This window comes from Bacillus luti (genome assembly GCF_001884105.1).
GTDB classification, from domain to species: domain Bacteria; phylum Bacillota; class Bacilli; order Bacillales; family Bacillaceae_G; genus Bacillus_A; species Bacillus_A luti.
On the sequence record NZ_MACI01000062.1, the window covers coordinates 102,181 to 127,943 of the forward strand.

Below are 25,763 nucleotides of genomic sequence, written 5' to 3' on the forward strand. Positions count from 1 at the left end.
AATTCATTTATTTCATATTATTATTGTAAAATGTAAAAATTGTGATTTCTATAAAAAATTTCTTCCTCCTGTCTACATTTCGGTTGAAATAGAAGCTAAAACACATGAACTTACAACGATAAGTAAACTTTTTAGTCTCCCTTAAATTAGATATATAGTCTACTTGTTTTTACATATTATGGTACAATCAAAATAAGTACTGACAAAATATTTATGCTCCACACTAGCAGTCTAACAATGCCAAAATCAAAAATCACTTGAAATCAGGGGATGTTATGAAAAAGAAATTAATTTTTCTACTATTCATCGGAATCATATTATCCGGATGTTCAACTATAGAAAAAAAGTATTTAGACACCGGCAACGGCAGTATGGAATTATTAACACCAACGATTACAACAAAAGATAATGAATTAGAAATTAAGACTGAGGGTATTGATGAAAATAAAGTAACTTTTATTTATGTTGCCAATAAAAAAGTATTGGAACAAAACATAAAAAATGGTGAACCTTACAAACTTAACATTAAAGATATCAAGCATGCTCATAGGACCGACTACAAGCCAAGAGTTCAACTTGTGCAGACTACAGATGATCATACAGATGGAGAAATGGTAACCTTTAAACAAGTTAGATATACAGTTAAAAAAAATTAATTTAAATGCAATAAAAGAAAATATATCTATAAAGGAAGAAACAGAAAGGGTAATACTGTGAAAAAACGATGGATTTCTTGGTGGATCGGTAACATATTTTGAGTTATCCTTTTTGGAATACGGGTAGCTATTATTTGGCTGCGAGATGTTGATGGTGCTGGTGTTACTCAAACATCCAAAATTAAACCAATATCATTAATAGTTTTATTAATCTCGTTTATCCTACTGATATTCATTCAAGTTATATGGCTAATCATTAATTTGAGAGGAAACCGTTAAAAAAAGAGAGGAATCTTTTTCAAAATAGATTCCTCTCTTTTTATATAGGGATTATGCCGTGCTTTTAAAGCTGCACTCGCCCCTTTTCTTTACGATGCATGCTCATCTTTCTTCTTCATTAACGCTCTCTTCTTCATCGCTTTCGTTAAATACCCGCCCTTAAACGAACGAATTTCATAAGAAGACATAAACGCTTTCGGTGCGATTTCATTAATAATTTCTAACAGTTCTTTCTCTCTCGAACGCTTTGCAACGATATCTAAACGATAACGTATAGAATTAATACCTTCACCTTCAAATACGGTAACACCAAATCCAGAGTGACGTAATTCATCTACTAATTCATTACAACGGTCTAGTAAACTAACTTGATACGTAATATAACCAATTGCTAATTTATTCTCTATATAACCGCCTAATAATAGTCCCGCACTAAAGCCAATGACATAGGCAACGATGTTCATCCAATTTGATAAATCTTGAAACACAATACCTAAACTGACAATGTAAATAGCTCCTTCTAACAATCCAACACCAGCAGCGGATCTTGTTTGATTCTTTACAAGCAAAATCGTACGAATTGTTAAAATTGGAACGTAAATAATTTGAAGCACAAAAATAAGTAAAGCTTGTAACATTGGTATCCACCTCTTTCAAAAAGTCTTTTGTCATAATAACATACATAACCTTTAGAAATCGATGGGTTTTTAAAATTTTTTTTATTATTTTTCATACTATTGAAAAACATAAAAAAGAAGCGTATTATATTTGTCGTTAATTTGATTACTTGTATCATATCGCTAAACTAAAAAAGGAACCCCATTAGGCCCCTTTCATCATAACTCTATGTTTTTCGAAGCCTGTTCTCTTTGCTTCTCTTCTTCTTTCACTAACTGTATATTTGCATAAGCTAAATTTGCAATCATCAAAAAGTGGCCACCTAAAATCCCTGTACCAAATGCCCACATTTCCATTTCATGCTCAATTTCATACATGATGATAGCTCCTAAAATGGCTGCTGCAAATCGGTTTAGAACTCCTAATCCAGGAGCCTTTTCTTTCATTACGATACTTTTCCCTAGTTTCTCCACTCTGCGAGCTAATAACCAAAGGCAGTACGCACTTACAGCTAATCCAATACCAAACCCTGTCACTTGTTTTCCAAACGGAGTAATCGTCCACATAAGTAGTAAACCACTAAAGATCACATACAATTGTAATCGATATACACGTAAGGCTGCTTGAATCAAAATATCCGCTCCTAATTTCGCATTTTTTATACTTTAGAAGAAAAGCAGCAACTTACACAGTTGCTGCTTTCTCTTCTTCTTGCTCTTGTTCCATTTTACGAATTTCAACACGTTTAATTTGGTAAGCGTCTTTTTCTAACACTTTAAATTCATAACCTTCTGCCTCAACGTGTTGTCCTTCTTCGATTTCATGATTTTGCATCATAATCCATCCACCGATTGTATCCACATCATCTTCTTCGATGTGTAATCCAAATAAATCTTTCACTTCTGAGATAAGCACTTTTCCATCAACAATGATATGTTGCTCGTTCACATGCTGAATTGGTGGTGCTTCATCTTCATCATATTCATCACGAATTTCGCCGACGATTTCCTCCAAGATATCTTCAAGCGTTACAATTCCAGCTGTTCCTCCGTACTCATCATATAAAACAGCCATCGGAATTCGCTTCTTCTGCATTTGAAGTAATAAATCGTGAATTGGAGTCGTTTCCATCACTTCAATAATCGGACGCATATACGAGCGAATAGATGATAAATCTTTTTGATCCTCGGTCATATATCGAATAAAGAAATCTTTTACGTTGACCATACCGATGATATCATCTTTATCTTCTCCAAAAATCGGATAACGTGTGTATCGCTCATTTTGGATTACTTTCATGTGTTCTTCTACTGAATCTTCCAGGTAGAAACCAATGATTTCTGTGCGCGGCACCATAATCTCTTTTGCAATACGATTATCAAATTCAAAAATGTTATTTACATACTTGTATTCAGCCTGATTAATTTCGCCACTTTCGTAGCTCTCAGAAAGAATAAGACGTAACTCTTCTTCTGAATGAGCTACTTCATGTTCAGAAGCTGGCTTCAAACCGAATAAACCAGTTATCACACGAGCTGAACCATTCAATACCCAAATAAATGGATACATCACTTTATAGAACATCATTAATGGAGCTGCAAATAATAATGTTACTTTTTCAGCTTTTTGAATTGCCATCGTTTTCGGAGCTAATTCCCCTACTACAACGTGTAAATACGTCATTAACATAAAAGCAAGACCAAATGTTAATACTGATGAAACAGAAGGATTTAAGTTCCATTTCTCAAATAACGGGTGTAATAACTTTTCGATTGTCGGTTCACCTAACCAACCTAATCCCATAGCTGTAACTGTAATACCTAATTGACAAGCAGATAAATATTCATCTAAATTTGTTGTTACCTTTTTCGCTGCTAAAGCACCGCGTTTTCCTTCCGCAACAAGCTGATCGATACGACTTGAACGTACCTTTACAATCGCAAACTCTGCTGCTACGAAAAATCCAGTAAATGCGATTAAAATCGCAACCATGACTAAATTAAATATTTCCAATGAATCCCCTTAGTTAAAAAAACTAAGGTGTCCACCTCCTGTATACTATAATGTTTTCTTATTTGTTTCTTAGAAAACATAGCCCGATACAAAAATTAAAGAGGTCGGATTACACTTTTTTCTATAATAATAGAGCAAGTGTCTGTATTAAAGCTGTCGTTTGACCAGATAAAGATTTCGATATTTTTTCACGTTGTGAATCAGTCAACTCATCTAAAAGCGGCTTTAACTCCGTTAACTCTGCTTCTAATCGATGAATATGGTCTGTCACTTCATTCACTTGTTTCGAAACGTGTTCATTGATACCGAGCAGCTTCTTCTTCTCCTCGATTTTCTCTTTAATCTCACAAAGCGGCATATGCATTTCTTTGCACTTCTCAATAAATTGTAATGTCTCAAATGCTGTTTCGTCGTAATAGCGATAATTAGATTGAGATCGCTCCGCTTTTAAGATACCTAGATTCGTATAATAATCAATCGTTCGTTTCGACACGTGAGCCATGAGAGCCAACTGTCCGATTCGATACACCTTCCCAACGATCTTCCCCCCTTGTTTATATTACTAACATCATACAATACATAAACTGTACAGTCAAACGTGACGGTTTATTATTCACATTTTATACAAATTTCCACATATTCTCTTAAACTTATAGAATATGTTTTCAACTAAATAATCGGATCATCAAATTTATAAAATGCCAAATTCATGAAATCATCTGTCCGTCTCAATCCTTCTTACTTTTAGAACATACTACTCCATTTTCCAAAAACAGATTCATACAATACATACCACAATAAACTGAAAATTAAGTTATAATATCTTTATAAACATTGAAAGGGGGATATATACATGTACTACAATACTTCATTCGAAAACGATCAACCTGTAGGCCGTCTATAATCTAAGACGGGCATTCATATAACAAGTGCGCTATGCCTCGTCTTAGGGAATGTATTATGACCCTAAAAATAGACGGAGGTAATTCAAATGAAACAAACAATTTTAGGAGCTATCTGTTTATCACTAGCAGCAAGTATATGGGGCGGTATGTATGTCGTTAGCAAATATGTACTCGACTTTATCCCACCGCTTACACTCGTTTGGCTACGTTTTATTATCGCTTTTGTTGTTTTATATGCAATTTTGAAAATAACTGAGAAAAAACAACAGAAAAAAGCAACCATTGGCCAAAAAGATTGGCTCCTATTCGCATGGATTGGATTTATCGGATATTTCATTTCAATCACATGTCAATTTATCGGTACAAAATTATCCGACGCTCATACAGGATCGCTAGTAACATCAGCTACACCTGCCTTTATGGTTATATTTGCAGCGCTTATTTTAAAAGAAAAACTAACTGCCCGTAGACTGCTATCTACTATCATAGCGACAATCGGTGTCATTATCGTAATTGGATGGGATATTGAAATTGGCTCCTATTTTATCGGTACGATTATTTTAGTTGGAGCCGCTATCACATGGGCTTTACTATCCATTTATGTAAAAATTGCTTCGGCCCGATTTTCATCTTTAATTATTACAACGTACGCAATATTCTTTTCACTCTTTTTCATCACACCTTTTATGATATGGGAATTTCAATCAAACCTTATTGAACATATGAACATGTACGTATTATTAGGCGTACTTTATTTAGGAATTGTCTCAACGGCAGGTGCATTTTTCCTTTGGAATAAAGGATTAGAATTAATGGACGCAAGCATCGGTTCATTATTTTTCTTCTTCCAACCTATCGTCGGATCGTTACTCGGTTGGTTACTCTTAAATGAGACATTAAACAGTAACTTTTTCATTGGCGGTATTCTTATTATATGTAGTGTTTTAATTACCACTCTTGAAAAGAAATAAAAAAACAGGCAGAGATTTTTAATCTCTGCCTGTTCGCATAATTGGATCTTGATCGTGAAAACCAATGCAAATCGGTATATTACTTTTCACTTCACTACATGCACTTATAAAACTACATACCGTTCTTGCGATTAAATATAAAGTAATACCAACTGCTTTTTCACTTGTATCAAAACCGTTCTCAGCATACACACCCGCTAATCCTACAGACTTCGGTCCCTCAATATCATATGTCCATTCAGAAGCCCAATCATCGGCCTCTTCCTCAAGCGGAACATACTCCTCACAAATATAAAACCGACTATTCCATTCATTATCGAGATCATACTCAAAATAAATTGCCTTTACTTCTTCACTTTCAGCAAGTTTTAATGTTTCTCGCAAACCTATTCGCATACTCTCTTCGTATGAATCTAATTGAATCATTTTAATACGCTCGGCGTGCGTACCTGATGCTAACGTGCTGCAAATATCATAATACTTCCCTTCTATTTGCTCTACTGATAACGAAAAGATATCCTCTTGCATCTCTTCCAAATACTGAAACATATCCAAACTAACTCACTCCATATTCTTTATGCACTCCAATGCGATGGACGGGACAATAATTTCGGCAATTTCGTATGTTTGTCCCCTCTCGCCGCATTAACTTGAACTTGCGTCAGAAAAATACTATTGGTAAAATCGGCCCCTCGAATATCTGCATCTCGCAAATCTGCTCCGATGAGATCTGCTCCTCTTAAATCTGCACCGTTTAAGTTAGCCGCAATTAAGTAAGCTCCTCTTAAATTCGCCCCTTGCAAATTTTTCTTTTTCAAATTTACCCCCATAAGGTCTGCTCCGCGATGAATGATTCGTTTCTTACGTGCAGCATTCATTTCCTTCCAAACTAACTCACTCGTTTCTAAAAGTAAAACATTCACTTCTGCACGGTGTAATGGAATATTTACTTTCATTAACTCGTCCGCATTTAAATTCGAAAGGCGCTCCGTCTCTTCAATCGCTTTACTTAGTTCTTTATGAATCGATTGTGTTGCCTTCAATAGAATAGCCTCATTCAAATACCAAAGCATTTCATGTAGCTGATGCATAACCGGAAAAGCATCATACATTTTTCTCGCATGCTCAGCATCTTTCCGCCAATCAATCCCGTTAAATGTAACTTGAGAAATCTTCTGCCCAGCGCCGAAACATTCGAATACTGTACAACCTTTATACCCTTTTCCTCTTAGCTCTTTATGTATACTACATTTAAAATCTGATTGTAAGTTGGAACATGGTTTACCACCATCTTTATTCACTGCAAAATCTACCGATGCTGCGAACGGTAACGCCACGCAACATAGACCGAAACATGTTTCACAGTTTGCTTTTAAATGATCGTTATGAATAGTCAAAATCTATACCCCCTGTTTCCCTTTGACTATTTCATAATATTCTAACTGCATTAAATAATCAATTTTAAAACAAACCGCCATCTTTCATTTCAATTCATAACTTTATCATTCGATTTCCTTTCAATTGAAAAGGACTGTTTCTATTTAATGAATTATAATTAAATTATAAATTTTCAAACTAAAAAGGAGACTTACTATGGCACTAGAAATGAAAACAAACTGTCAAATTTGCGATCAATCCCTAAAGCAAGATTCTGAAGCTTACATCTGCGTGTATGAATGTACATTTTGCGAACCATGTACAGAAGAAAGACATAACGTTTGTCCAAACTGCGGTGGCGAGTTAGTACGTAGACCGAAAAAGAAACAATAAAAAGCAAAGCGATATCGCTTTGCTTTTTCTATCCTCTATTTTTTTGAGTGGATGAAATTATATCGAACAGAAGCTAAATATTGAAGAACTTAACACAAACAGGCTCTGGCACAACAACATCAGATTGGATAGGTGTTAACTTCCCAGTAGATTCATTTCTTGAAAATAGTACTAGATTATGCGACTTTTCATTTGTAGCAACAAGAAACTTTTCAGTAGGATCTAATACAAAGTCCCTCGGCCAATTTCCTTCTGTATGTGTATGTTCAACAAATGTAAGCTGACCTGAGTTTTGATCCACGCTGAAAACAGCAATACTATTATGACCACGATTCGCTACATACACAAACCGGCCGTCAGAAGAGATGTGTATGGCACTCCCTTGACTGTTCTCATCATCTTCTGGAACAGTAGAAATATACTGCAATTCTGTAAAGGATCCCCCTTCAGGATGATACGTTAATACAATGACTTCTGAACTAAGTTCCGTCATCACATAAGCGTACTTTCCATTCGGATGAAAAGTAATATGTCTCGGACCACTTCCTGGATTTACAGATAAACTATTCACTTCTGTTAATGTACTATCTTTTATTTCATACGTGATTATTTTATCTATCCCTAAATCAACACCTATCACATATTTCTCATCAGGTGTATATCCCGCGTAATGCGCATGTGGTTTCTCTTGATTTTCTTTATTCAGACCTGAACCTTTATGCGTTATAATAGAGGTCGCAGGATTTACAGATCCATCTTCTTCATTTACTGCGAAAGACTCAATCGTTCCTTTATGGTAATTTGCTGTAACTACCGTGTGAGTTCCACTATCAACACTCACATGACAAGGAGAAGCCCCTTCTACCACTTGTCTATTTTTCTCCTTTAGCTCTCCAGTTTTACTATCAATTGAATGAGCAGCTACACCACCAGATTCTCCTTCCTTAACAACGGAATAGAGATATTCATTCTTTCGGTTAATCGTTACATATGTAGGGTTATCCAGCTTAGCCGCAAGTGTTACATTACTAATTTCCTTTGCTTCCGTGTCTAAAATAAACTTATATATTCCTTCACTTTTTTCTTTCGTGTAAGTTCCAACATACCCAATAAACTCTTTGTTATCCTTCATTTCCATAACCCTCTCTCCCTATATTTTTCGTTCATCATACTTCTTACAATATTTTATATTGAAAGAGTATCCTAAAAAAATTGGAGTACCTCTTTATACGTTACCATATTTCTCTGCTAAATAGCCTTTAAACCCACTTTTTTTGGTACGCTGCTATACTTTCATATTCTTCTTCCAATTGACGGGACAGACGAATATAGATTGGTGTTAAATCTTTATATTTTTCCACACTTTCCATGTTTGGTTCATGGTGGAAATTCGCCCCTACCATTTCAGATACTACGCATAATGTATCTATTTCACCTAAACTATATAAACCGAGGATCGCAGCTCCTAGGCAAGAGCTTTCAAAACTTTCCGGAACATATACGTCTTGATGGAAAATATCCGCCATCATCTGTCTCCAAAGTTCCGATCTTGCAAAACCGCCTGTCGCTTGAATTTTTTTCGGTTCGCCAATTAGCTCTTTTAAAGCGAGAAGAACGGTATATAAATTATAAATTACTCCTTCTAAAACAGCACGGATAAGATGTTCTTTCTTATGATGCAACCCAAGTCCGAAGAAAGATCCTCGTGCATTTGCATTCCATAAAGGAGCTCTTTCCCCTGCTAAATACGGATGAAATAATAAGCCGTCAGATCCCGGATTCACTTTTGCTGCTATTTCAGTAAGCACTTCATATGGATCTTTTCCTAAACGCTTCGCAAGCTCAATCTCTGAAGTACCTAATTGATCACGAGCCCACCTGAAAATCATACCACCGTTATTAACTGGTCCACCAATTACCCAATGGTCTTCAGTTAAGGCATAACAAAAAATTCTACCTTTTGGATCTGTTACAGGACGATTTATTACAGCACGTATCGCACCGCTTGTCCCAATTGTAACAGCCACAACGCCAGGATCAATTGCATTTACACCTAAATTGGATAGTACTCCATCACTCGCTCCTACTATAAAAGGAGTGGAAACAAGTACATTCATCTCATTTGCAAGCTCTTCATCTAATCCTGTTAAACTGTGCGTCGTTGGAACGAGTTTAGAAAGCTTGTCATCTGTAATTCCCGCAACATGTAAAGCCTCTTCATCCCATTTTAAAGATTTTAAATTGAACATTCCTGTTGCTGATGCTATAGAATAATCAATGACATACTCCTTATATAACTTGTAGAAAACATACTCTTTAATAGAAATAAATTTATAAGTTTTTGCGAATAATTCTGCCTGCTCATTCTGTAACCAAACTAATTTCGAAAGTGGTGACATCGGATGAATTGGTGTTCCCGTACGCAAATAAATTTCATGACCATTCATATCACTCTTTATTTTCTCTGCCCAGCTTGCACTTCTATTATCTGCCCAAGTGATACATCTCGTTAACGGTTTTCCCTTCTCATCTACGGCAATGATACTATGCATTGCCGAACTAAAAGAAACACAAAGAATATCATTCGGCTTTACACCACTTGATCGTACAGTTTCTTTAATCGTATTTATTACTGCATGAAAAATTTCTTCTGGGTCTTGTTCTGCTGTTTCAGGCGTAGGAGAATATAAAGGATATTCAATTCCATGACTTGCAATAACAGATCCATCAGTAGAAAATAGAACTGATTTTGTACTAGTTGTCCCAATATCTACACCAATCATATATTTTGAGCTCACCATTTCTTCCTCCTAACAAAAAATTGCTACAGTATCCTAATAATATAAGAACCATAAAAATATATTTATTTTATCTATTCATAACGTTATGTGCTAAAGTTATCTATTTCGATTCATATAAAAATATCCTAATTTTAAACAAACATATCGAGTAGTAAAACTCCTCCAAAAGCGATAAATGAAAGTAATGTTTCTAATACCGTCCATGTTTTAAATGTTTCTTTCACTGTTAATCCTAGGTATTCTTTTACCATCCAGAACCCAGCATCGTTTACGTGCGAAAACATTAATGCTCCTGCACCTGTTGCGATGACGAGCAACTCTAAATTCACACCTGTCGTATTTTCAACGATTGGTGAAACGATGCCTGCTGCTGTTGTTAAAGCTACTGTCGCAGATCCTGTCGCAATTCGAATTAATCCAGCTACCATAAATGCTAATACAATTGGAGATAGAGCTAAATGTTCAGACATTTGAGCAATAGCATTACCTACGCCACTATCGATAAGAATTTGCTTAAATCCGCCACCAGCACCAATAATCGCAACAATAGAGCCGATTGGTAATAAGCTATCTTCCGTTATCTTCTTAATAGCCTTTTTATCGATACCTTGACGAAATCCAAGAAAATAGAACGCTGCAAAACATGCAATCAATAGCGCAATTATAGGACTACCGATTAATGTGACAAACTTCATCAAAGTAGTAGAAAGCGGAACATAAGGAGCTGCTGCTGCTAAAACCATTAACATAACAGGTAACAAAATAACTAAAAATGAAACTCCTATTCCTGGTAATTTCGTTGATTTTGTATTTACACGAATCAATTCTGGCTCATTTTCAGGAATTACTCGTTTGTGAATCCATTTAGCGAATATAGGACCTGCAATAATCGCTGCAAAAAATGTAATAATGAGTGAATACAATAGTACCTTCCCAAGATTCGCTTTATAAATCCCAATTGCAACGATTGCCCCTGGATGCGGAGGAACAAGGCCATGTACGACAGATAGCCCAGCAATCGCTGGTAACGCAATCAATAAAATATTTTGTTTCGTTGTTTTATGAATAGAAATTACTAACGGCAACAATATTAAAATCCCTACTTCAAAAAACACTGGAATTCCAATAATAAAACCTGCAATTAACATCGCCCATGGTAAGTTTTTTATTCCAAAGGATTTAATAAAGAACTCTGCCACTTGCATTCCAGCACCTGACTCTGCCATCATTTTCCCTAAAATTGTACCTAAAACTAAAATACCTACTAAATGCCCGAGAACACTGCCAACTCCCGTTTCATAAGCACTCACTATTTTATCCATTGGCATTCCAGACATAACTGCTAAAAACAAACTTGCAACCGTTAAACTAATAAACGCATGCCATCTCCACCACGACACCCCTAAAATAACAATTACAATTGATAATAATGTAATAATTAAAAGATACATATTCATAATCAATTCCACCTAACCCTTTATGTAAACCCTTTCAAATCACTTTATAATTAAGAGAACCTATATCGTTCTTTCTTGAATGATTTATATAAAAAGAATCTCCCTTATCAGAGATATACTTTAACTCATCTCTCTGATAAGGGGAGTTCCCTTTCATAATTATAATATTATTATGGTAAACGCTTCGCGTAAGCAAATTATCCTTCTTTAAAAGTGAATGACGCTTTCTTCTCTTGCTGTTTTCACGTAGTAAGACAAACTCGGGATCCCGTTTAAACGATGAAGTTACGTAGGATCTGCCCTCTTATGAAAAGCAGTTTTCGGAAAGCCCCTTCACTTTTATGCATTATAATTTAGGAGCTTTCGCCCAATCCGCAGCAAACTTCTCAATACCTTGATCTGTTAATGGGTGCATAGCAAGTTGTTCAATTACTTTATAAGGGATTGTTGCAATGTGAGCACCTGCCATCGCTACACGAGTTACATGATCCGGATGTCTAACAGAAGCCGCAATAATTTGTGTATCTAATTGATGAACATCGAATAATTCAGCAATTTTAGCAACTAATAATACGCCATCTTCAGAAATATCATCTAAACGTCCTAAAAATGGAGAAACATACGTCGCACCTGCTCGAGCAGCTAAAAGAGCTTGGTTCACAGTGAAAATAAGGGTAACGTTCGTTTTCACACCTTTTTCAGTAAGATAGCGACAAGCTTCTAATCCCGCTAGCGTCATCGGAAGTTTTATTGTAACTTTTTCATCGCCACCGTTAATTTTAATCAACTCTTCTGCTTGAGCAATCATTTCTTCAGCTGTCACAGCATCTGGCGTTACTTCTGCCGAAACAGATTCAACTTTCGGCACTGCCTGACAAATTTCTGCAATACGGTCTTCAAACTTAATGCCCTCTTTTGCTACTAAAGACGGATTCGTTGTAACACCAGCTAAAACTCCAAGTTTATATGCTTTTTTTATGTCCTCAAGATTTGCAGTATCAATAAAAAACTTCATGATCTATTCCCTCCATTTTTTAAACGTCAATGAGTTAAATTTTTAAGATGTTTATTTCTTTTCTACTGCATGTCCGCCAAATTCATTGCGCAGAGCTGCTACTACTTTTCCTGTAAATGTATCATTGTCTAATGAGCGGTAGCGCATTAATAGCGACATTGCGATAACAGGAGTTGCTGTTTGAAGGTCTAATGCCGTTTCTACTGTCCATTTTCCTTCACCAGAAGAATGCATAACGCCCTTAATTTCATCCAGTTTTGCATCTTTAGAAAATGCATTTTCAGTTAATTCCATTAACCATGAGCGGATTACTGAACCGTTATTCCATACTCTTGATACTTTTTCATAATCGTAGTCAAATTCACTTTTCTCTAGGATCTCAAATCCTTCACCAATAGCAGCCATCATGCCGTATTCAATTCCATTGTGAACCATTTTTAAGAAGTGACCACTACCAGCTTTTCCAGCATATAAGTATCCATTTTCTACAGCAGTATCGCGGAAGATAGGTTCAACGATATCCCAAGCTTCTTGGTCTCCTCCGATCATGTAGCAAGCACCATTACGAGCGCCTTCCATTCCGCCAGAAGTTCCTGCATCCATAAAGTGAATGCCATCTTTCTTTAGTTGCTCGTATCGGCGAATTGACTCTTTATAATGTGAATTACCCGCTTCAATTAAAATATCTCCTTTTGATAAAAGTGGTGTAACCTCATCAATAACAGAATCAACAACAGCGTGTGGTACCATAACCCAAAGAATTCTTGGTGATTGTAATGACTGAACAAGTTCACTTAAACTAGATGTACCTGTAGCCCCGTACTCTTTCATTTCTTCAACTGCACTTGAATTTAAATCAAATGCTGCTACTTCATGTTTATGATCCATTAAATTTTTCCCTAAATTTAATCCCATTTTACCTAAACCAATTAATCCTACTTGCATAATATAATTCCTCCTCAAATCATCTTTTATTAAAAATTCATATCACTACGATTTTGAATACCTTTCGGCACTCATAATTTGATCTGTACAGAAAGGTATTCACATTCATAGCTTAAGAATTCAATACATTTTTTGTAATTTGAACAACATTTTCTGTCGTAAATCCAAATAGATTCATGACTTCAGCTCCAGTTCCTGAAGCTCCAAATGTTTCAATTGATAGTACTTTTCCTTCTTGTCCTATATAACGCTCCCATCCAAGAGATACACCCATCTCAAGAGATACTCGTTTCGTTACAGAAGACGGAAGAACGGATTCTTTATATTCGTTCGATTGGCGATCGAATAACTCCCAGCTCGGCATTGCAACGATGCGAACTGAAACATGATCTTCTTCTAATTTTACTTTCGCACTAGCAGCTAAAGTAACTTCAGAACCTGTCGCAATGAAAATCACATCCGGATTTTCATTCGTTTGCGTTAATACGTAAGCTCCTTTAGAAAGATTCTCTATGTTCGCTTTCGTTTCATTAAATACCGGTAAATTTTGACGGCTAAGTACTAAAACGACCGGCCCATCCGTTTGCTGTAATGCATAAGCCCACGCACTCGCTGTTTCATTTGCATCTGATGGGCGGATAACTGTTAAACCAGGAATTGCCCGAAGAGCTGCTAATTGTTCAATTGGTTCATGCGTTGGACCATCTTCTCCTACAGCAATCGAATCATGTGTAAATACGTAAGTAACAGGTAATTTTTGCAATGCAGCAAGTCGAATAGATGGACGAAGATAATCGTTAAATACAAAGAATGTACTCACGAACGGTTTTACTCCTCCATGAAGTGCCAGTCCATTTGCTGCCGCGCCCATTGCATGTTCACGTACACCGAAGTATATATTTCGGCCAGCATACGATTCTACCGCATAAACTGCTTCACCTTTTATATCTGTCATCGTAGAATGCGAAAGATCTGCACTTCCACCGAAAATAGAAGGGATCGATTTCACATAATGATTAATCGCTTCCCCACTTGCAACACGAGTGGAAATCGTTTTTTCAGTATCGAAGGATAGAATGTCTTTCGCTTCAATTAAAACCTCACCTGTAATCGCTTTTTCTAATTCATCTGCTAGTGCAGGGTTCGATTCTCTGTATACGTTGAACTGCTCATTCCATTCATTCTCTTTTTCAATACCTTTTTGTTTCAGGTCATTAAAATGAGCTTTTACTTCTTCAGGTACAAAGAAGTCTTCCTCATAATGCCAACCATACACTTGTTTTGTCGCTGTCGCTTCCTCTACTCCAAGCGGATTACCATGTGCTTTGTTCGTTCCAGCAACTTTAGGACTTCCATAACCTATAATGGTTCTAATCTCTATAAGAGTAGGTTGATCCGTATTGTCTTTCGCTAATTGAATAGCTTTTGTGATAGCCTCAACATCGTTTCCATCCTCAACTCTTACATATTGCCAATGTGCAGATTCTACCCTTTTCTGAATATCTTCAGAAAAAGCAATGTTTAATTCACCATCAAGTGAAATTTCATTTGAATCATACAGTACAATTAACTTGCCAAGTTTCATATGCCCTGCCATTGACATCGCTTCATAAGCGACACCCTCCATTAAGTCACCGTCTCCAACTAAAGCGTACGTATTGTGATCTATAATAGAGTGACTATCCTTATTAAACTTCGCTGCTAAATGCGCTTCTGCCATCGCCATTCCGACAGCATTTGCAATTCCTTGTCCTAACGGGCCTGTAGTCGCTTCAACACCAGGAGTATGACCAAACTCAGGATGTCCTGGTGTTTTACTATTTAATTTTCTGAAGTTTTTCAAGTCATCAATCGAAACACCATATCCAGCTAAATGAAGTAAGCTATATAGTAGGCTCGATCCATGTCCCGCCGATAAAACGAATCGATCACGGTTAAACCATTCTGGATGATTAGGATTGTGATGTAAATGATTCGCCCATAATGCATAAGCCATCGGTGCTGCTCCCATCGGAAGACCCGGATGACCTGAATTTGCCGCATTTATAGCATCAATTGATAACGTACGAAGTGTATTCACTGCTAATTGATTTATGTTTTGTGTCATAGTAATCGTCCCCCTAAATGCTTTCATTAAAGAAAGTACTTATTTTTCCGTTTCTTGATCTAACCACCATTTAAATCCACTTTCTTGCAATAGTTCATTAGACGCATCTGGACCATATGAACCAGACTCATATTCATGAAGTGGTAATAAGTTCTCCTCGAATGCTTCAAGAATTGGTTGTACCCATTCCCATGACAACTCAACTTCTTTCCAATGTGCAAAGAATGTAGCGTCTCCACTCACAGCATCATGAATGAGTCTTTCATACGCTTCAGGTACTCCCACATCCGCTTGCTCGCAAGTAAAGTTAATACGGATCGGTTCAATCTCTCCATTTTTCAATGGATTTTTACTATTTAACTGTAATGAAACGTTCTCACCTGGGCTAATTTCAATTATTAATAAGTTAGGTTCTGCATTTGGGTTATTATCTTGATATTGCTGTTTTAACGTATTTTTAAATTCGATTACAATACGAGTAGACTTTTCTTTCATTCTTTTGCCTGTTCGTATATAGAAGGGAACGCCAGTCCAAAATGGATTATCGATCCATAAGCGTGCAGCAACAAATGTATCTATGTTAGAAGAAGGATTTACTCCTGGCTCCTCTTTATACGCTACAACTTGCCCGCCTTTTATCTCTCCTGAAGCGTATTGACCGCGAACGATATGATTTTGAACGTCTTCTTTTTTCACTTTACGAAGCGTCTCCATTACCTTTCGCTTTTCCTCTCGAATTTCACATGCGTTAATTTTTTCCGGCAGATTCATAGCAGTCATCATTAATATTTGTAACATATGATTTTGAACCATATCTCGAATGGCTCCTGCCTGATCATAATATCCTGCCCTTTCTTCAACCCCAACTATTTCACTAGCTGTAATTTGTACATTCGCTATATGCTCTTTGTTCCAAATTGATTGGAGAACAGGATTTGCAAATTCTAGTGCTTCAAGGTTTTGAATCATCGGTTTACCTAAATAATGATCAATACGGTATATCTCGTCTTCTTCAAACGTGCGACTAAGCTTATCATTAAGCTCACGAGCAGATTTAAGGTCGTGCCCAAACGGTTTCTCAATCATTAAGCGTTTCCATCCATCCGTTTTATCAAGTCCACTTTCCTTAATATTTAAAGCAATTGTCTCGAAAAATTCAGGAGCAACGGAAAGATAGAACATTCTATTACCTTTTATATGTAATTCTTCTTCCCTTTCACGAACGACTTGTAATAATCTCTCATAGTCTTCCGGCTTACTCACATCTAATGGACAATAGCGAAAATTATCTAAAAAACCTTCGAGTTCTGGAGTACCTTCTTCTCTATGACGGGAAAATGTCTCTATTGATTCTTTTATTCTTTCTTGAAAATCTACATGAGATACTTGACGTCTCCCAAGCCCGATAACGGATATTTGCTTTGGAAGCTTTTGATCTCTATATAAGTTATATAGTGCGGGGTAAATTTTTCGTTTCGCTAAGTCCCCTGTCGCTCCAAATAAAACAAAGGTCATTGATTCCAATTTCAGTCCCCCTCTTGTTGTATGATCCTTGTCAATATTTTGAAAATGAATTGTATAGAAGCTCATGTTTTATAAAAAACAAAGAGTTATCTAATTCCAATTCTTTTTATACCTTTCGCTCTCTCATTGTCCCCAATATTAATAGTGGCAATTCAAAGCATTTCTACTACAACTTACTTATTTATAGAATTTAACGAAACATTTTATATTTGATTACTTTTAGTAATTAAGTAATCTTATGTCTAGTATATTAACCACATAAACTATTATCGTCAATAAAAATATCTTGAATTACATACTATTTATTTCGTAATACTTTCCTAAGTGTATTCCTAGTTACCATTCATTTTCAAAGATAATGTTCGATATAATAAATATCAGTTTCATCAAAACTTTCAATTAATTCTTCATTAAACTGGTGAGCAGATTTTACATTATGACCAAAAGGTTTCTCTATAATAAGACGGTTTAATCCTTTTGTAGCCCACAATCCGCTCTCTTTAATATTTAAAGCAATTACATCAAATACTTCTGGTATAACAGATAGGTAAAACATACGGTTTTTAGGAATGTTTAATTCTGTTTCACGCATCTTTACAAGACTCAACAAATCTTGATAGTCCTCTATATTCGCTGTATCTAATTGACAATAACGAAATGTGCTAATAAATTCTTCTACTCTTGATTCGTCATCAGTAGATATTCTAGAAAATGTAGCAAGGGATTGTTCTACCTTTGTTTGAAATTCCACATCTGACATTATCTTTCTGCCAATACCGATAATCGAAATAGATTGTGGTATATTTTGATTACTAAATAGTTTATATAAAGCAGGGTAAATTTTTCGTTTCGCTAAATCCCCTGTCGCTCCGAATAAAAGAAATGTCATTGAATCCATTTGTTCTCTCCCTTTTAAAACAATTGCTAGAATAGAATATATAAGCTCATTCGCTACTTAGCACAATACTGTCTCTACAACCTCATACTTTACCAATGTTTCTTCAATACAATTTTGCCAAGAGCACGTTCTGACTCACTTATGTGGTGTGCTTTTTTTACGCCTTCTACATGTAAAGGCAACACATGCGTTACAACAGGTTTAATCTTCCCGCCCTCAATTAATTCTGTAATAAGAGAAAGTTCATATCCGTTAGGTTCAGTAAATATATGGTCACTCTCAATATTTTTCTCTCTTGATATTTCAGTTTGCGGAATTTCCATACCTTTCGGACCATAAATAGACGCTAACTTTCCATTTGGTGCAAGCACGTTATAACTATCCTTTAGTACATCCCCGCCTAACACATCAAATACAATATTGTAATTATGCAGAAGTAAGGAAAAGTCTTCTGTTTTGTAATCAATGACAGTATCAGCGCCTAGATCCTTTACAAACTGCATGTTTTTCGTACTAGTCGTAGTTGCAACATGTGCACCGAAACTTTTCGCTAATTGAATAGCAAACGTACCAATCCCGCCAGATCCAGCATGAATTAAAACCCTATTACCTTTTTGAACATTTGCGAACTTCACTAAACTTTGCCAACTTGTCAAACCTACTAGAGGGATAGATGCCGCTTCTTCAAAAGATAGATTTCTCGGTTTTTTCGCCACATACTTCTCATCTACAGCCACGTACTCTGCATAAGTGCCGTTTCGTTCAATATCCGGACGACTATATACTTCATCCCCCACTTTACATGCTGTTACGTTTTTCCCTATATCAGCAACTACCCCTGCAACATCCCATCCTAAAATGAGCGGGAATTCATAAGAAATTACGTCTTGAAGTAAACCTTCACGTATTTTCCAATCCACGGGATTTACACCAGCTGCATATATTTCAATCAGTACATCGTTGTCTTCCAATAGAGGTGTCTGCATTTCAATCTCTTGTAGTACACTTTTATCTCCATATTGCATAAGTCCTATTGCTTTCATTCTTTTCACTCCTTTACAATGCTGGGAAATGAGGTAGCACTTCTTCTCCTAGCTCATCCAATACTTCGTCAGCTGGACGTTGACCATCAAATAAAGCAAGGAATAAATGATTCACACCAATACTTCGATATATATCAAGCAATTCAATTAGCGCCTTACGCCCTGTACGGTAACCTAAACGTATCGGTGTAGGACGTTCATTTGGATCTTCAGATAAGTCTAAATGCATCGGTTGTATAAATGGTTTGAATACATCTGGATGATAATCCTCTACTCGTTCTCTCCATTGTCCAATTGCTACCGCCTGATGTACTGGACTACGTGGATAATACATCCATCCATCTCCATGTTCAGCGAACCAGTCCATATTTTGCTGACTAAAACCTGTAATAAAGGTTGGAACATGTTTAGACGGTTTTGGGACTAAATTTGCTCCATTCACTTCTCCTAGCGTCGACTGTATAGATGGGAAGTTTTTGTACAAAATCTCTTCCAAGTAAGCAAACGCTTCTCTAAACTTTTCACCTCTTGTTTCATGACTAACACCTAACGCTTTAAAATCAGCACGTCGGTCACCGGATGAAACGCCGAGCATAATTCTTTCTGGAAACAGTTGATCCAATGTCGCAATTTCTTTCGCCACACGCAATGGATGGCGAAGTGATAATACGGTTGCCGATGTTCCAAATGCGATTTTCTCCGTTTTGCTTGCTAAATACGTCAAATAAATCATCATATCGTAAATTTGACCTGTTGCAGGATCACCAAAGTCAGGGTCTTGCAGCAATACATCGCGAAGCCATACACCTGTAAAACCATATTGCTCTGCTTTTTGCACTAATTCTACTTGTTTTTCCATCGTTGGCGCATGGAACTGATAATTTTCGATCGGAATGTGAACTCCTAATGTAAGTCGATCTTTCGCAAACATACGATTATATCCAAAATGATTCGCAAACTTTTCCATGTGTTTCACTCACTTTCCTTCATTCATATAAATCTATAGTTTTCTTTACTTTTCATATTTCTTCTCAAAATTCATGAGCAATGCTGTAACACCACATTGTTGCCGATTGTAATCGTTATAACTTTCTTTGTGCTACGAGTGTTATTATAAATCGGTCATAACATGAATAACAGTACGTACTTTAAAGTGATGTAGGCACTTTAAAGTACCTATGCTAAGTGAGTAATAATAAAGTGAAACTTTAATCAGTGGGGGTTTTGTTCATCCCCCACTGATTATTAGTTGAACCAATCGGGCTTTTACGGGCAGTTGATCCCCACCTAACATCTTTGCTTCCGCTGAATTTTGAGGTGGGGGTCTTACTGCACGTTAATGCGGGATAAACATCATGAATAAATCATGCTGCAAAAATAACATCTACCCTTTCTTCAAAAAGCTTTACAATTGCTTTCGCAAGTACGTTACATTATTTCACGTACTTTCCCCTTCTCTATATAAAATTCTCACTAACAAAATTCAAAATATTATACTTATTTCACGTACTTTGCTATGCTATAGCCACAAACAGGAGGTATAAACAATGAAAGCACAAATTATCCATTCTTTTGGGGATTCATCTGTATTTCAATTAGAAGAAGTTTCAAAACCGAAACTTTTACCAGGTCATGTTCTAATCCATGTAAAAGCAACAAGTGTAAATCCAATCGATACAAAAATGCGTAGTGGTGCCGTTTCAGCAGTCGCTCCTGAGTTTCCAGCTATATTACACGGAGATGTAGCTGGTATTGTCATTGAAGTGGGAGAAGGTGTTTCGAAATTCAAATCTGGGGATGAAGTATACGGATGTGCCGGAGGTTTTAAAGAAACTGGAGGTGCACTTGCAGAATTTATGCTTACTGATGCACGACTGATTGCTCACAAACCTAACAATTTAACAATGGAAGAAGCAGCTGCTCTACCATTAGTTGCAATTACAGCTTGGGAATCTTTATTTGATCGTGCAAATATTAAACCTGTTCAAAATGTTCTCATCCATGGAGCTACTGGTGGCGTAGGACACGTAGCCATCCAATTAGCTAAATGGGCAGGTGCTAAAGTTTTTACAACAGCTTCTCAGCAAAACAAAATGGAAATAGCCCATCGTCTAGGAGCCGATATAGCTATTAATTATAAAGAAGAATCTGTTCAAGAATATGTGCAAAAACATACGAATGGAAACGGATTTGAAGTTATATTTGATACGGTAGGTGGCAAGAATCTTGATCATTCTTTTGAAGCTGCTGCAGTCAATGGAACTGTAGTAACAATTGCAGCTCGTTCAACCCATGACCTCTCTCCTTTACACGCAAAAGGACTTACTCTGCACGTTACTTTTATGGCGTTAAAAATATTACATACAGATAAACGTGACGCTTGCGGGGAAATTTTAACTAAACTGACGCAAATAGTAGAAGAAGGACACCTTCGACCATTGCTAGATTCTAAACCTTTTACGTTTGATGAAGTTGCACAAGCACATGAATATTTGGAGTCAAATAAAGCAATAGGTAAAATAGTTTTGAAAAACGTTTGGTAACTTTCACTAAATAATACAAATAACAAATGTTTGTTGTAGGAAAATAACAGCCGAATTTTTCTTACAGTAGAAAATCCGGCTGTTTTCATATCACAATTTTCTTTTTGTATATTTCTGTTAATAAGTAAAATACAACTCATTTGTCGTACCATCTTTACCTGCAACAGAATATTATGTTGTTTTTAATTTATTAAAATACACTACGTACTAATCCCCCGTCTATTCGTAACGCGGAACCATTAATCGCTGAAGAAAGTGGGCTGCTTAAGAAAGTGACAAGATTGGCAATTTCTTCTGGTCGAATAAGTCTTTGAATAATAGAGGTTGGTCGATTCTCTTTCATAAATCGCTTCTCAGCTTCTTCTAGTGTCAATTGCTCATTAGGATAAAGACTATTTAACATAGTCTCCACTCCTTCCGTTAAAGTCGAACCAGGCATTATAGTATTAACAGTCACATTCGTTCCTGTCGTCAGCTCAGCTAAACTGCGAGAAAGTGAGAGTTGCATCGTTTTAGTCGCACTATAGTGAGCCATTTCTTGAGATGGCATAATAGCTGCTTCGCTAGCAATAAAGATGACTCTTCCTTCTTTTCTTTCAATCATTTGTTTTAAATACGAGCGAGTAAGTCGAACACCACTCATAATATTGACTTCAAACAATTTAAACCAATCTTCATCAGGAATATCAAAATATTCTACAGGTTCAAAAATTCCTAAGTTGTTAATAAGAATGTCTACTTCAGGGTATCTTTCAATCACATGTTGGCACCCTTGTTCTGTTCCTAAATCAGCTACTACGGGTTGAAGGATAGCCTCCGGATATTGCGCCCGAATTTCTTTTATCGTTTGATTAACATTTTCTTCACGGCGTCCATTAATAAGTACAGTAGCTCCTTCCACTACTAATGAAGTGGCAATTGCTTTTCCAATGCCTGCCGTAGATCCAGTAACCAATGCTGTTTTTCCTTTTAATTGCATATGCATATAGATCCCTCCAAATTCATGCGCTAAATGATTGACTTACGTTGGAATAAATAATTACGTTTATATTGTGGTTCATTTCTCTTATCTTTAACAGAAAATAAGCAGATCCACTCTATTCTCAAAAGAGTATAAACGAAAATTATGTAGCTATTTCACTCTGTACTGAATTAAAAATCGAAATTATAAGCATTTGGATCTACTCGATAATTCTAATTCTAATCATTCTGCATCATTGTAATGTTAAAAAATCAAATCAACAGCAGAGTAAAGCTAAAACCAACTAGTAAATACCATTATGATATATATTAACTAGAAAGAAAATTACGCACTTTAAAGTTCCATAGGAACAAAAAAGTGCCCTATAAACTATAATTTCTAACTCTTTATATTTACTAACGTAGTATCTTTTTCTATCATAGAAAAGGTGGTAAAATCACACATTCTTAAATACAGTTATAGGATTATTTTTATCCTAATTAACTAAAAACCATTATACTCCTTTATCACTTTCAAACATAAATCAAAAAACACGAAGACTTTAAAGTCTTCGTGTTTTTTTAAATATACATATTGTTACACTTGTGATCGTATTCATAACTAGAATCTTTTTACTCATTCCTTATGGCTAACGTTTATTACTTATGAAATTTCACACGCTCTTCAAGCGGTTGGAATTCTTTTTCTCCTGGTGCAGCTGTTGGATTACCAAATGGCATTTGTGCAATTAGTTTCCAGTTAGCAGGAACATTCCATTCTTGTTTTACCTCATCGTCGATTAATGGATTATAATGTTGTAAAGATGCTCCTAATCCCTCTGCTTCTAAACCTGTCCACACAACTAACTGGTGCATACCAGATGCTTGGTGTGACCAAATTGGGAAGTTTTCAGCATATGCAGCAAATTTTTCTTGAAGCGATTTAACGATAGACTCATCTTCAAAGAATAGTACTGTTCCATAACCAGCTTTAAAGGAATCCATTTTTTGTTGCGTTCCTGAAAAATCTCCATCTCCAACTACTTTTCTTAATGTTTCAGTTGTAATATCCCATAATTTATTATGAGCTTCACCAAATAATACAACTAATCGTGCAGTTTGAGAATTGAAAGCTGATGGCGTATATTTCACAGCAAACTCCACGATTTCTTTAATTTTTTCATCCGATACTTGTACCTCTTTATTAATCCCATAATAAGTACGTCTTTCTTTCAGTGCAGTGTAGAAATCCTTTGTCATTGTTTTACTTCCTCCTAAATTTTACTATCCTTCAAAATAATACATTTCAAATGCGATATAATTTAAAGTTAAACATTTATTATCAATCACTAGACCTATAGCTCCAGTGTAGATAAACTATTTCAAGATTACCTAAGAAATATTTATATACTCATTGTCTGATACTATTTTATCCAATTTCTATTAATGTATCCTGAATATTCAACATCCCTGATTTCCCTCAACCAATGATAGAAATCGATTAAGGGCATTTTTGGATTCGCATGTAAATTGTAGAGTGTAGGAAAACTTCCCTTTTCAGCTAAAACGCCGATTTTCCCCGAATAATATAAATGCCATCTACGCCCTTCTCTACTCCACCTTTTATAGATAACAATTCTTGAAAAAGATTCAATCCCATCATCAAATAACAATAATCAATTTAATTACTTTTATTTAGCAACTGATTTTACATAACCAAAATAATCTTTAGTTAGTTTAACGTCAACAAATATTTACTTAAATAAAAAATTGTTACATTTACATATTAATTAGAAATAATACGGAGAAACCTTCACATTATAAAAAAATATTATTAAAATAGAAATATGTAGATTACTTTATCCCCCCTAATTATTTATGATTTCCTACATAAATAACGGAATTATCCTATTTGTTTGATATAATTTATATGGCTACAATACATATTATAGAAACACACAATTACAATTTAATGGCACGGAGGTGTGAGAAATGAATAATCAGCGAGATATAGAACCTAAAATAGAAAGAAGCTTTGAATTAATAGGAAAAAGATGGACCGGATTAATTATTTATGTACTAATGAGTGGTCCTAAACGTTTTAGCGAGATTCATTCAATGATTCCAGATTTGAGTAAACGTATGCTCACAGAACGAATGAAAGAACTTGAGGATAACGATATAGTGGTAAGACATGTACTCGCAGAACGCCCTGTAAGAATAGAATATTCACTTACCAAAAAAGGCGCAGCATTAGGGGAAATTCTGGGACCAATTAGTCAATGGGCAGAAAGCTGGATGAAAGAATAAATGTAGATCTCCTTTCATATTCACAAACGAAATAACTCTCAAACAAAGACAAAGTATAATTCACTAAAAATTATAGTTAATAAGTTCAATAAATGGACAATTTATCTTATAAAATTTACACTGTTTAATATTCAAGTAATAACTGACCTCATTTTAGAAAGGCTGGAATAAATATATGGCAAATCTTCTTTATATTACAGCCCATCCATTTGATGATACTCAATCATACAGTATGGCGGTTGGAAAAGAATTTATTAAATCTTATAAAAAACTAAACCCTAATGATGAAATCGTTCATCTTGATTTATATAAGGCTGATATTCCATATCTGGATGCTGATGTCTTTAATGGATGGAATAAACTTAGATCTGGGACTGCATTGCACGAATTAAAACCTATTGAAATTTCAAAAGTCGGACGTCTAGCTGAATTAGGTGGGCAGTTTGTCTTAGCTGATAAATATGTATTTGTTACTCCTATGTGGAATTTCTCCATCCCTGCCATTTTAAAAACATATCTAGATGCTGTAGCTGTATCTGGAAAAACATTCAAATATACAAAAGAAGGATCAGTTGGATTATTAACAGGTAAAAAAGCATTGCACATTCAAGCGCGTGGCGATATTTATATTGACGGACCAGAAGCATCAAAAGAAATGGGGCACCGCTATTTAAAAGTTATGATGGAGTTTTTTGGAACTTCATCTTTTGAGGGTATCTTTATTGAGGGGCATAACAAGTTTCCTGAAAAAGCATTAGAAATTAAGGAAAATGCTATTCTTAAAGCGAAAGAAATTGCTAAATATTTTTAAATACGTACCTCTAAAGAATAAGGTAATTTCAAAATCAAATCCTTGCATTTTACAATTAGCTGCTGATTCAAAAAATATGTAATTGCTATTTTGCACTATAAATAAACATAAACAAGCTATCAATTCCATGATAGCTT

At 35.7% G+C, this 25,763-nt stretch carries 25 protein-coding genes; 7 read left to right on the forward strand and 18 right to left on the reverse strand.

Annotation, left to right across the window (positions count from 1 at the left end; genetic code table 11):
- Positions 1 to 275: 275 nt before the first annotated feature.
- Positions 276 to 656, forward strand: a complete 381-nt coding sequence (locus BAQ48_RS14565) for a hypothetical protein (protein ID WP_071711613.1) — start codon at positions 276 to 278, stop codon at positions 654 to 656.
- Positions 657 to 761: 105 nt separating this feature from the next.
- Positions 762 to 935, forward strand: a complete 174-nt coding sequence (locus BAQ48_RS14570) for a DUF3923 family protein (protein WP_242660463.1) — start codon at positions 762 to 764, stop codon at positions 933 to 935.
- 89 nt (positions 936 to 1,024) lie between these two features.
- On the opposite strand, the gene BAQ48_RS14575 is transcribed toward BAQ48_RS14570, so the two are convergent.
- The 4 genes from BAQ48_RS14575 to BAQ48_RS14590 all read right to left on the reverse strand — a co-directional run bounded on the left by BAQ48_RS14575 (position 1,025) and on the right by BAQ48_RS14590 (position 4,095).
- Entirely contained in the window at positions 1,025 to 1,573 is a 549-nt protein-coding gene (locus tag BAQ48_RS14575; protein ID WP_000938438.1) for a DUF2179 domain-containing protein, read from the reverse strand.
- A gap of 198 nt (positions 1,574 to 1,771) precedes the next feature.
- Positions 1,772 to 2,185: an ATP synthase subunit I gene (locus tag BAQ48_RS14580; RefSeq protein ID WP_071711614.1), complete on the reverse strand. Its 414-nt coding sequence runs from the start codon at positions 2,183 to 2,185 to the stop codon at positions 1,772 to 1,774.
- A gap of 52 nt (positions 2,186 to 2,237) precedes the next feature.
- Positions 2,238 to 3,566, reverse strand: coding sequence for a hemolysin family protein (locus BAQ48_RS14585; RefSeq protein WP_071711615.1), 1,329 nt, complete (start codon positions 3,564 to 3,566; stop codon positions 2,238 to 2,240).
- A 121-nt stretch (positions 3,567 to 3,687) separates the two neighbouring features.
- Positions 3,688 to 4,095, reverse strand: a complete 408-nt coding sequence (locus BAQ48_RS14590; RefSeq protein ID WP_025149265.1) for a MerR family transcriptional regulator — start codon at positions 4,093 to 4,095, stop codon at positions 3,688 to 3,690.
- Between the two features lie 462 nt (positions 4,096 to 4,557).
- On the opposite strand from BAQ48_RS14590, the gene BAQ48_RS14595 reads away from it, so the two are divergent.
- Positions 4,558 to 5,442 (forward strand): DMT family transporter, encoded by an 885-nt coding sequence (locus tag BAQ48_RS14595; protein ID WP_071711616.1) that lies wholly within the window; start codon positions 4,558 to 4,560, stop codon positions 5,440 to 5,442.
- 18 nt (positions 5,443 to 5,460) lie between these two features.
- On the opposite strand, the gene BAQ48_RS14600 is transcribed toward BAQ48_RS14595, so the two are convergent.
- Together BAQ48_RS14600 and BAQ48_RS14605 are read right to left on the reverse strand one after the other, a co-directional pair.
- Positions 5,461 to 5,997 carry a hypothetical protein gene (locus BAQ48_RS14600; RefSeq protein WP_071711617.1) on the reverse strand — a complete coding sequence of 179 codons (537 nt, stop codon included), beginning with the start codon at positions 5,995 to 5,997 and terminating at the stop codon, positions 5,461 to 5,463.
- Positions 5,998 to 6,017: 20 nt separating this feature from the next.
- Positions 6,018 to 6,839, reverse strand: coding sequence for a pentapeptide repeat-containing protein (locus BAQ48_RS14605; RefSeq protein WP_071711618.1), 822 nt, complete (start codon positions 6,837 to 6,839; stop codon positions 6,018 to 6,020).
- A gap of 196 nt (positions 6,840 to 7,035) precedes the next feature.
- On the opposite strand from BAQ48_RS14605, the gene BAQ48_RS14610 reads away from it, so the two are divergent.
- The gene (locus BAQ48_RS14610) at positions 7,036 to 7,212 is read left to right on the forward strand and encodes a DUF1272 domain-containing protein (protein ID WP_071711619.1); all 177 of its coding nucleotides are present in this window, start codon (positions 7,036 to 7,038) and stop codon (positions 7,210 to 7,212) included.
- Positions 7,213 to 7,285: 73 nt separating this feature from the next.
- Here the strand turns inward: BAQ48_RS14610 and BAQ48_RS14615 are convergent, their stop codons facing one another.
- The 10 genes from BAQ48_RS14615 to BAQ48_RS14660 all read right to left on the reverse strand — a co-directional run bounded on the left by BAQ48_RS14615 (position 7,286) and on the right by BAQ48_RS14660 (position 19,969).
- On the reverse strand, positions 7,286 to 8,344 hold the full coding sequence (locus BAQ48_RS14615; protein WP_071711643.1) for a lactonase family protein: 1,059 nt from the start codon (positions 8,342 to 8,344) through the stop codon (positions 7,286 to 7,288).
- A 127-nt stretch (positions 8,345 to 8,471) separates the two neighbouring features.
- Positions 8,472 to 10,013: a gluconokinase gene (gene gntK / locus BAQ48_RS14620; protein ID WP_071711620.1), complete on the reverse strand. Its 1,542-nt coding sequence runs from the start codon at positions 10,011 to 10,013 to the stop codon at positions 8,472 to 8,474.
- Positions 10,014 to 10,144: 131 nt separating this feature from the next.
- Entirely contained in the window at positions 10,145 to 11,470 is a 1,326-nt protein-coding gene (gene gntP, locus BAQ48_RS14625; protein ID WP_071711621.1) for a gluconate permease GntP, read from the reverse strand.
- A gap of 346 nt (positions 11,471 to 11,816) precedes the next feature.
- Positions 11,817 to 12,485, reverse strand: coding sequence for a fructose-6-phosphate aldolase (gene fsa, locus BAQ48_RS14630; RefSeq protein WP_000667676.1), 669 nt, complete (start codon positions 12,483 to 12,485; stop codon positions 11,817 to 11,819).
- A 51-nt stretch (positions 12,486 to 12,536) separates the two neighbouring features.
- A complete protein-coding gene (gnd, locus tag BAQ48_RS14635; protein ID WP_071711622.1) occupies positions 12,537 to 13,430 on the reverse strand; it encodes a phosphogluconate dehydrogenase (NAD(+)-dependent, decarboxylating) in 894 nt (297 codons plus the stop codon).
- Positions 13,431 to 13,542: 112 nt separating this feature from the next.
- Entirely contained in the window at positions 13,543 to 15,537 is a 1,995-nt protein-coding gene (gene tkt, locus BAQ48_RS14640) for a transketolase (protein ID WP_071711623.1), read from the reverse strand.
- Positions 15,538 to 15,576: 39 nt separating this feature from the next.
- A complete protein-coding gene (zwf, locus tag BAQ48_RS14645) occupies positions 15,577 to 17,061 on the reverse strand; it encodes a glucose-6-phosphate dehydrogenase (protein ID WP_071711624.1) in 1,485 nt (494 codons plus the stop codon).
- Between the two features lie 349 nt (positions 17,062 to 17,410).
- A complete protein-coding gene (locus tag BAQ48_RS14650; RefSeq protein ID WP_071711625.1) occupies positions 17,411 to 17,959 on the reverse strand; it encodes a glucose-6-phosphate dehydrogenase in 549 nt (182 codons plus the stop codon).
- A gap of 89 nt (positions 17,960 to 18,048) precedes the next feature.
- The gene (locus BAQ48_RS14655) at positions 18,049 to 19,002 is read right to left on the reverse strand and encodes an NADP-dependent oxidoreductase (protein ID WP_071711626.1); all 954 of its coding nucleotides are present in this window, start codon (positions 19,000 to 19,002) and stop codon (positions 18,049 to 18,051) included.
- A 13-nt stretch (positions 19,003 to 19,015) separates the two neighbouring features.
- Positions 19,016 to 19,969 carry an LLM class oxidoreductase gene (locus BAQ48_RS14660; RefSeq protein WP_071711627.1) on the reverse strand — a complete coding sequence of 318 codons (954 nt, stop codon included), beginning with the start codon at positions 19,967 to 19,969 and terminating at the stop codon, positions 19,016 to 19,018.
- Positions 19,970 to 20,549: 580 nt separating this feature from the next.
- On the opposite strand from BAQ48_RS14660, the gene BAQ48_RS14665 reads away from it, so the two are divergent.
- Complete coding sequence (locus BAQ48_RS14665) at positions 20,550 to 21,545, forward strand: zinc-dependent alcohol dehydrogenase family protein (protein ID WP_071711628.1); 996 nt, start codon at positions 20,550 to 20,552, stop codon at positions 21,543 to 21,545.
- 190 nt (positions 21,546 to 21,735) lie between these two features.
- Here the strand turns inward: BAQ48_RS14665 and BAQ48_RS14670 are convergent, their stop codons facing one another.
- A complete protein-coding gene (locus tag BAQ48_RS14670) occupies positions 21,736 to 22,530 on the reverse strand; it encodes an SDR family NAD(P)-dependent oxidoreductase (protein WP_071711629.1) in 795 nt (264 codons plus the stop codon).
- A 635-nt stretch (positions 22,531 to 23,165) separates the two neighbouring features.
- Complete coding sequence (locus tag BAQ48_RS14675) at positions 23,166 to 23,765, reverse strand: nitroreductase family protein (RefSeq protein WP_071711630.1); 600 nt, start codon at positions 23,763 to 23,765, stop codon at positions 23,166 to 23,168.
- A 732-nt stretch (positions 23,766 to 24,497) separates the two neighbouring features.
- Here BAQ48_RS14675 and BAQ48_RS14680 point away from each other — a divergent pair.
- On the forward strand, positions 24,498 to 24,815 hold the full coding sequence (locus BAQ48_RS14680; protein ID WP_071711631.1) for a winged helix-turn-helix transcriptional regulator: 318 nt from the start codon (positions 24,498 to 24,500) through the stop codon (positions 24,813 to 24,815).
- Between the two features lie 175 nt (positions 24,816 to 24,990).
- Positions 24,991 to 25,626 carry an FMN-dependent NADH-azoreductase gene (locus BAQ48_RS14685; protein ID WP_071711632.1) on the forward strand — a complete coding sequence of 212 codons (636 nt, stop codon included), beginning with the start codon at positions 24,991 to 24,993 and terminating at the stop codon, positions 25,624 to 25,626.
- The last annotated feature ends 137 nt before the right edge of the window (positions 25,627 to 25,763 follow it).

Coding starts and splice junctions, on each gene's coding strand:
- BAQ48_RS14575 (WP_000938438.1), bottom strand. CDS start 1,573: ATGTTACAAGCTTTACTTATTTTTGTGCTTCAAATTATTTACGTTCCA.
- BAQ48_RS14680 (WP_071711631.1), top strand. CDS start 24,498: ATGAATAATCAGCGAGATATAGAACCTAAAATAGAAAGAAGCTTTGAA.
- gntK (WP_071711620.1), bottom strand. CDS start 10,013: ATGGTGAGCTCAAAATATATGATTGGTGTAGATATTGGGACAACTAGT.
- BAQ48_RS14685 (WP_071711632.1), top strand. CDS start 24,991: ATGGCAAATCTTCTTTATATTACAGCCCATCCATTTGATGATACTCAA.
- BAQ48_RS14675 (WP_071711630.1), bottom strand. CDS start 23,765: ATGACAAAGGATTTCTACACTGCACTGAAAGAAAGACGTACTTATTAT.
- BAQ48_RS14655 (WP_071711626.1), bottom strand. CDS start 19,002: ATGAAAGCAATAGGACTTATGCAATATGGAGATAAAAGTGTACTACAA.
- gnd (WP_071711622.1), bottom strand. CDS start 13,430: ATGCAAGTAGGATTAATTGGTTTAGGTAAAATGGGATTAAATTTAGGG.
- BAQ48_RS14565 (WP_071711613.1), top strand. CDS start 276: ATGAAAAAGAAATTAATTTTTCTACTATTCATCGGAATCATATTATCC.
- BAQ48_RS14595 (WP_071711616.1), top strand. CDS start 4,558: ATGAAACAAACAATTTTAGGAGCTATCTGTTTATCACTAGCAGCAAGT.
- BAQ48_RS14615 (WP_071711643.1), bottom strand. CDS start 8,344: ATGAAGGATAACAAAGAGTTTATTGGGTATGTTGGAACTTACACGAAA.
- BAQ48_RS14610 (WP_071711619.1), top strand. CDS start 7,036: ATGGCACTAGAAATGAAAACAAACTGTCAAATTTGCGATCAATCCCTA.
- fsa (WP_000667676.1), bottom strand. CDS start 12,485: ATGAAGTTTTTTATTGATACTGCAAATCTTGAGGACATAAAAAAAGCA.
- gntP (WP_071711621.1), bottom strand. CDS start 11,470: ATGAATATGTATCTTTTAATTATTACATTATTATCAATTGTAATTGTT.
- BAQ48_RS14670 (WP_071711629.1), bottom strand. CDS start 22,530: ATGCATATGCAATTAAAAGGAAAAACAGCATTGGTTACTGGATCTACG.
- tkt (WP_071711623.1), bottom strand. CDS start 15,537: ATGACACAAAACATAAATCAATTAGCAGTGAATACACTTCGTACGTTA.
- BAQ48_RS14665 (WP_071711628.1), top strand. CDS start 20,550: ATGAAAGCACAAATTATCCATTCTTTTGGGGATTCATCTGTATTTCAA.
- BAQ48_RS14660 (WP_071711627.1), bottom strand. CDS start 19,969: ATGGAAAAGTTTGCGAATCATTTTGGATATAATCGTATGTTTGCGAAA.
- BAQ48_RS14650 (WP_071711625.1), bottom strand. CDS start 17,959: ATGGATTCAATGACATTTCTTTTATTCGGAGCGACAGGGGATTTAGCG.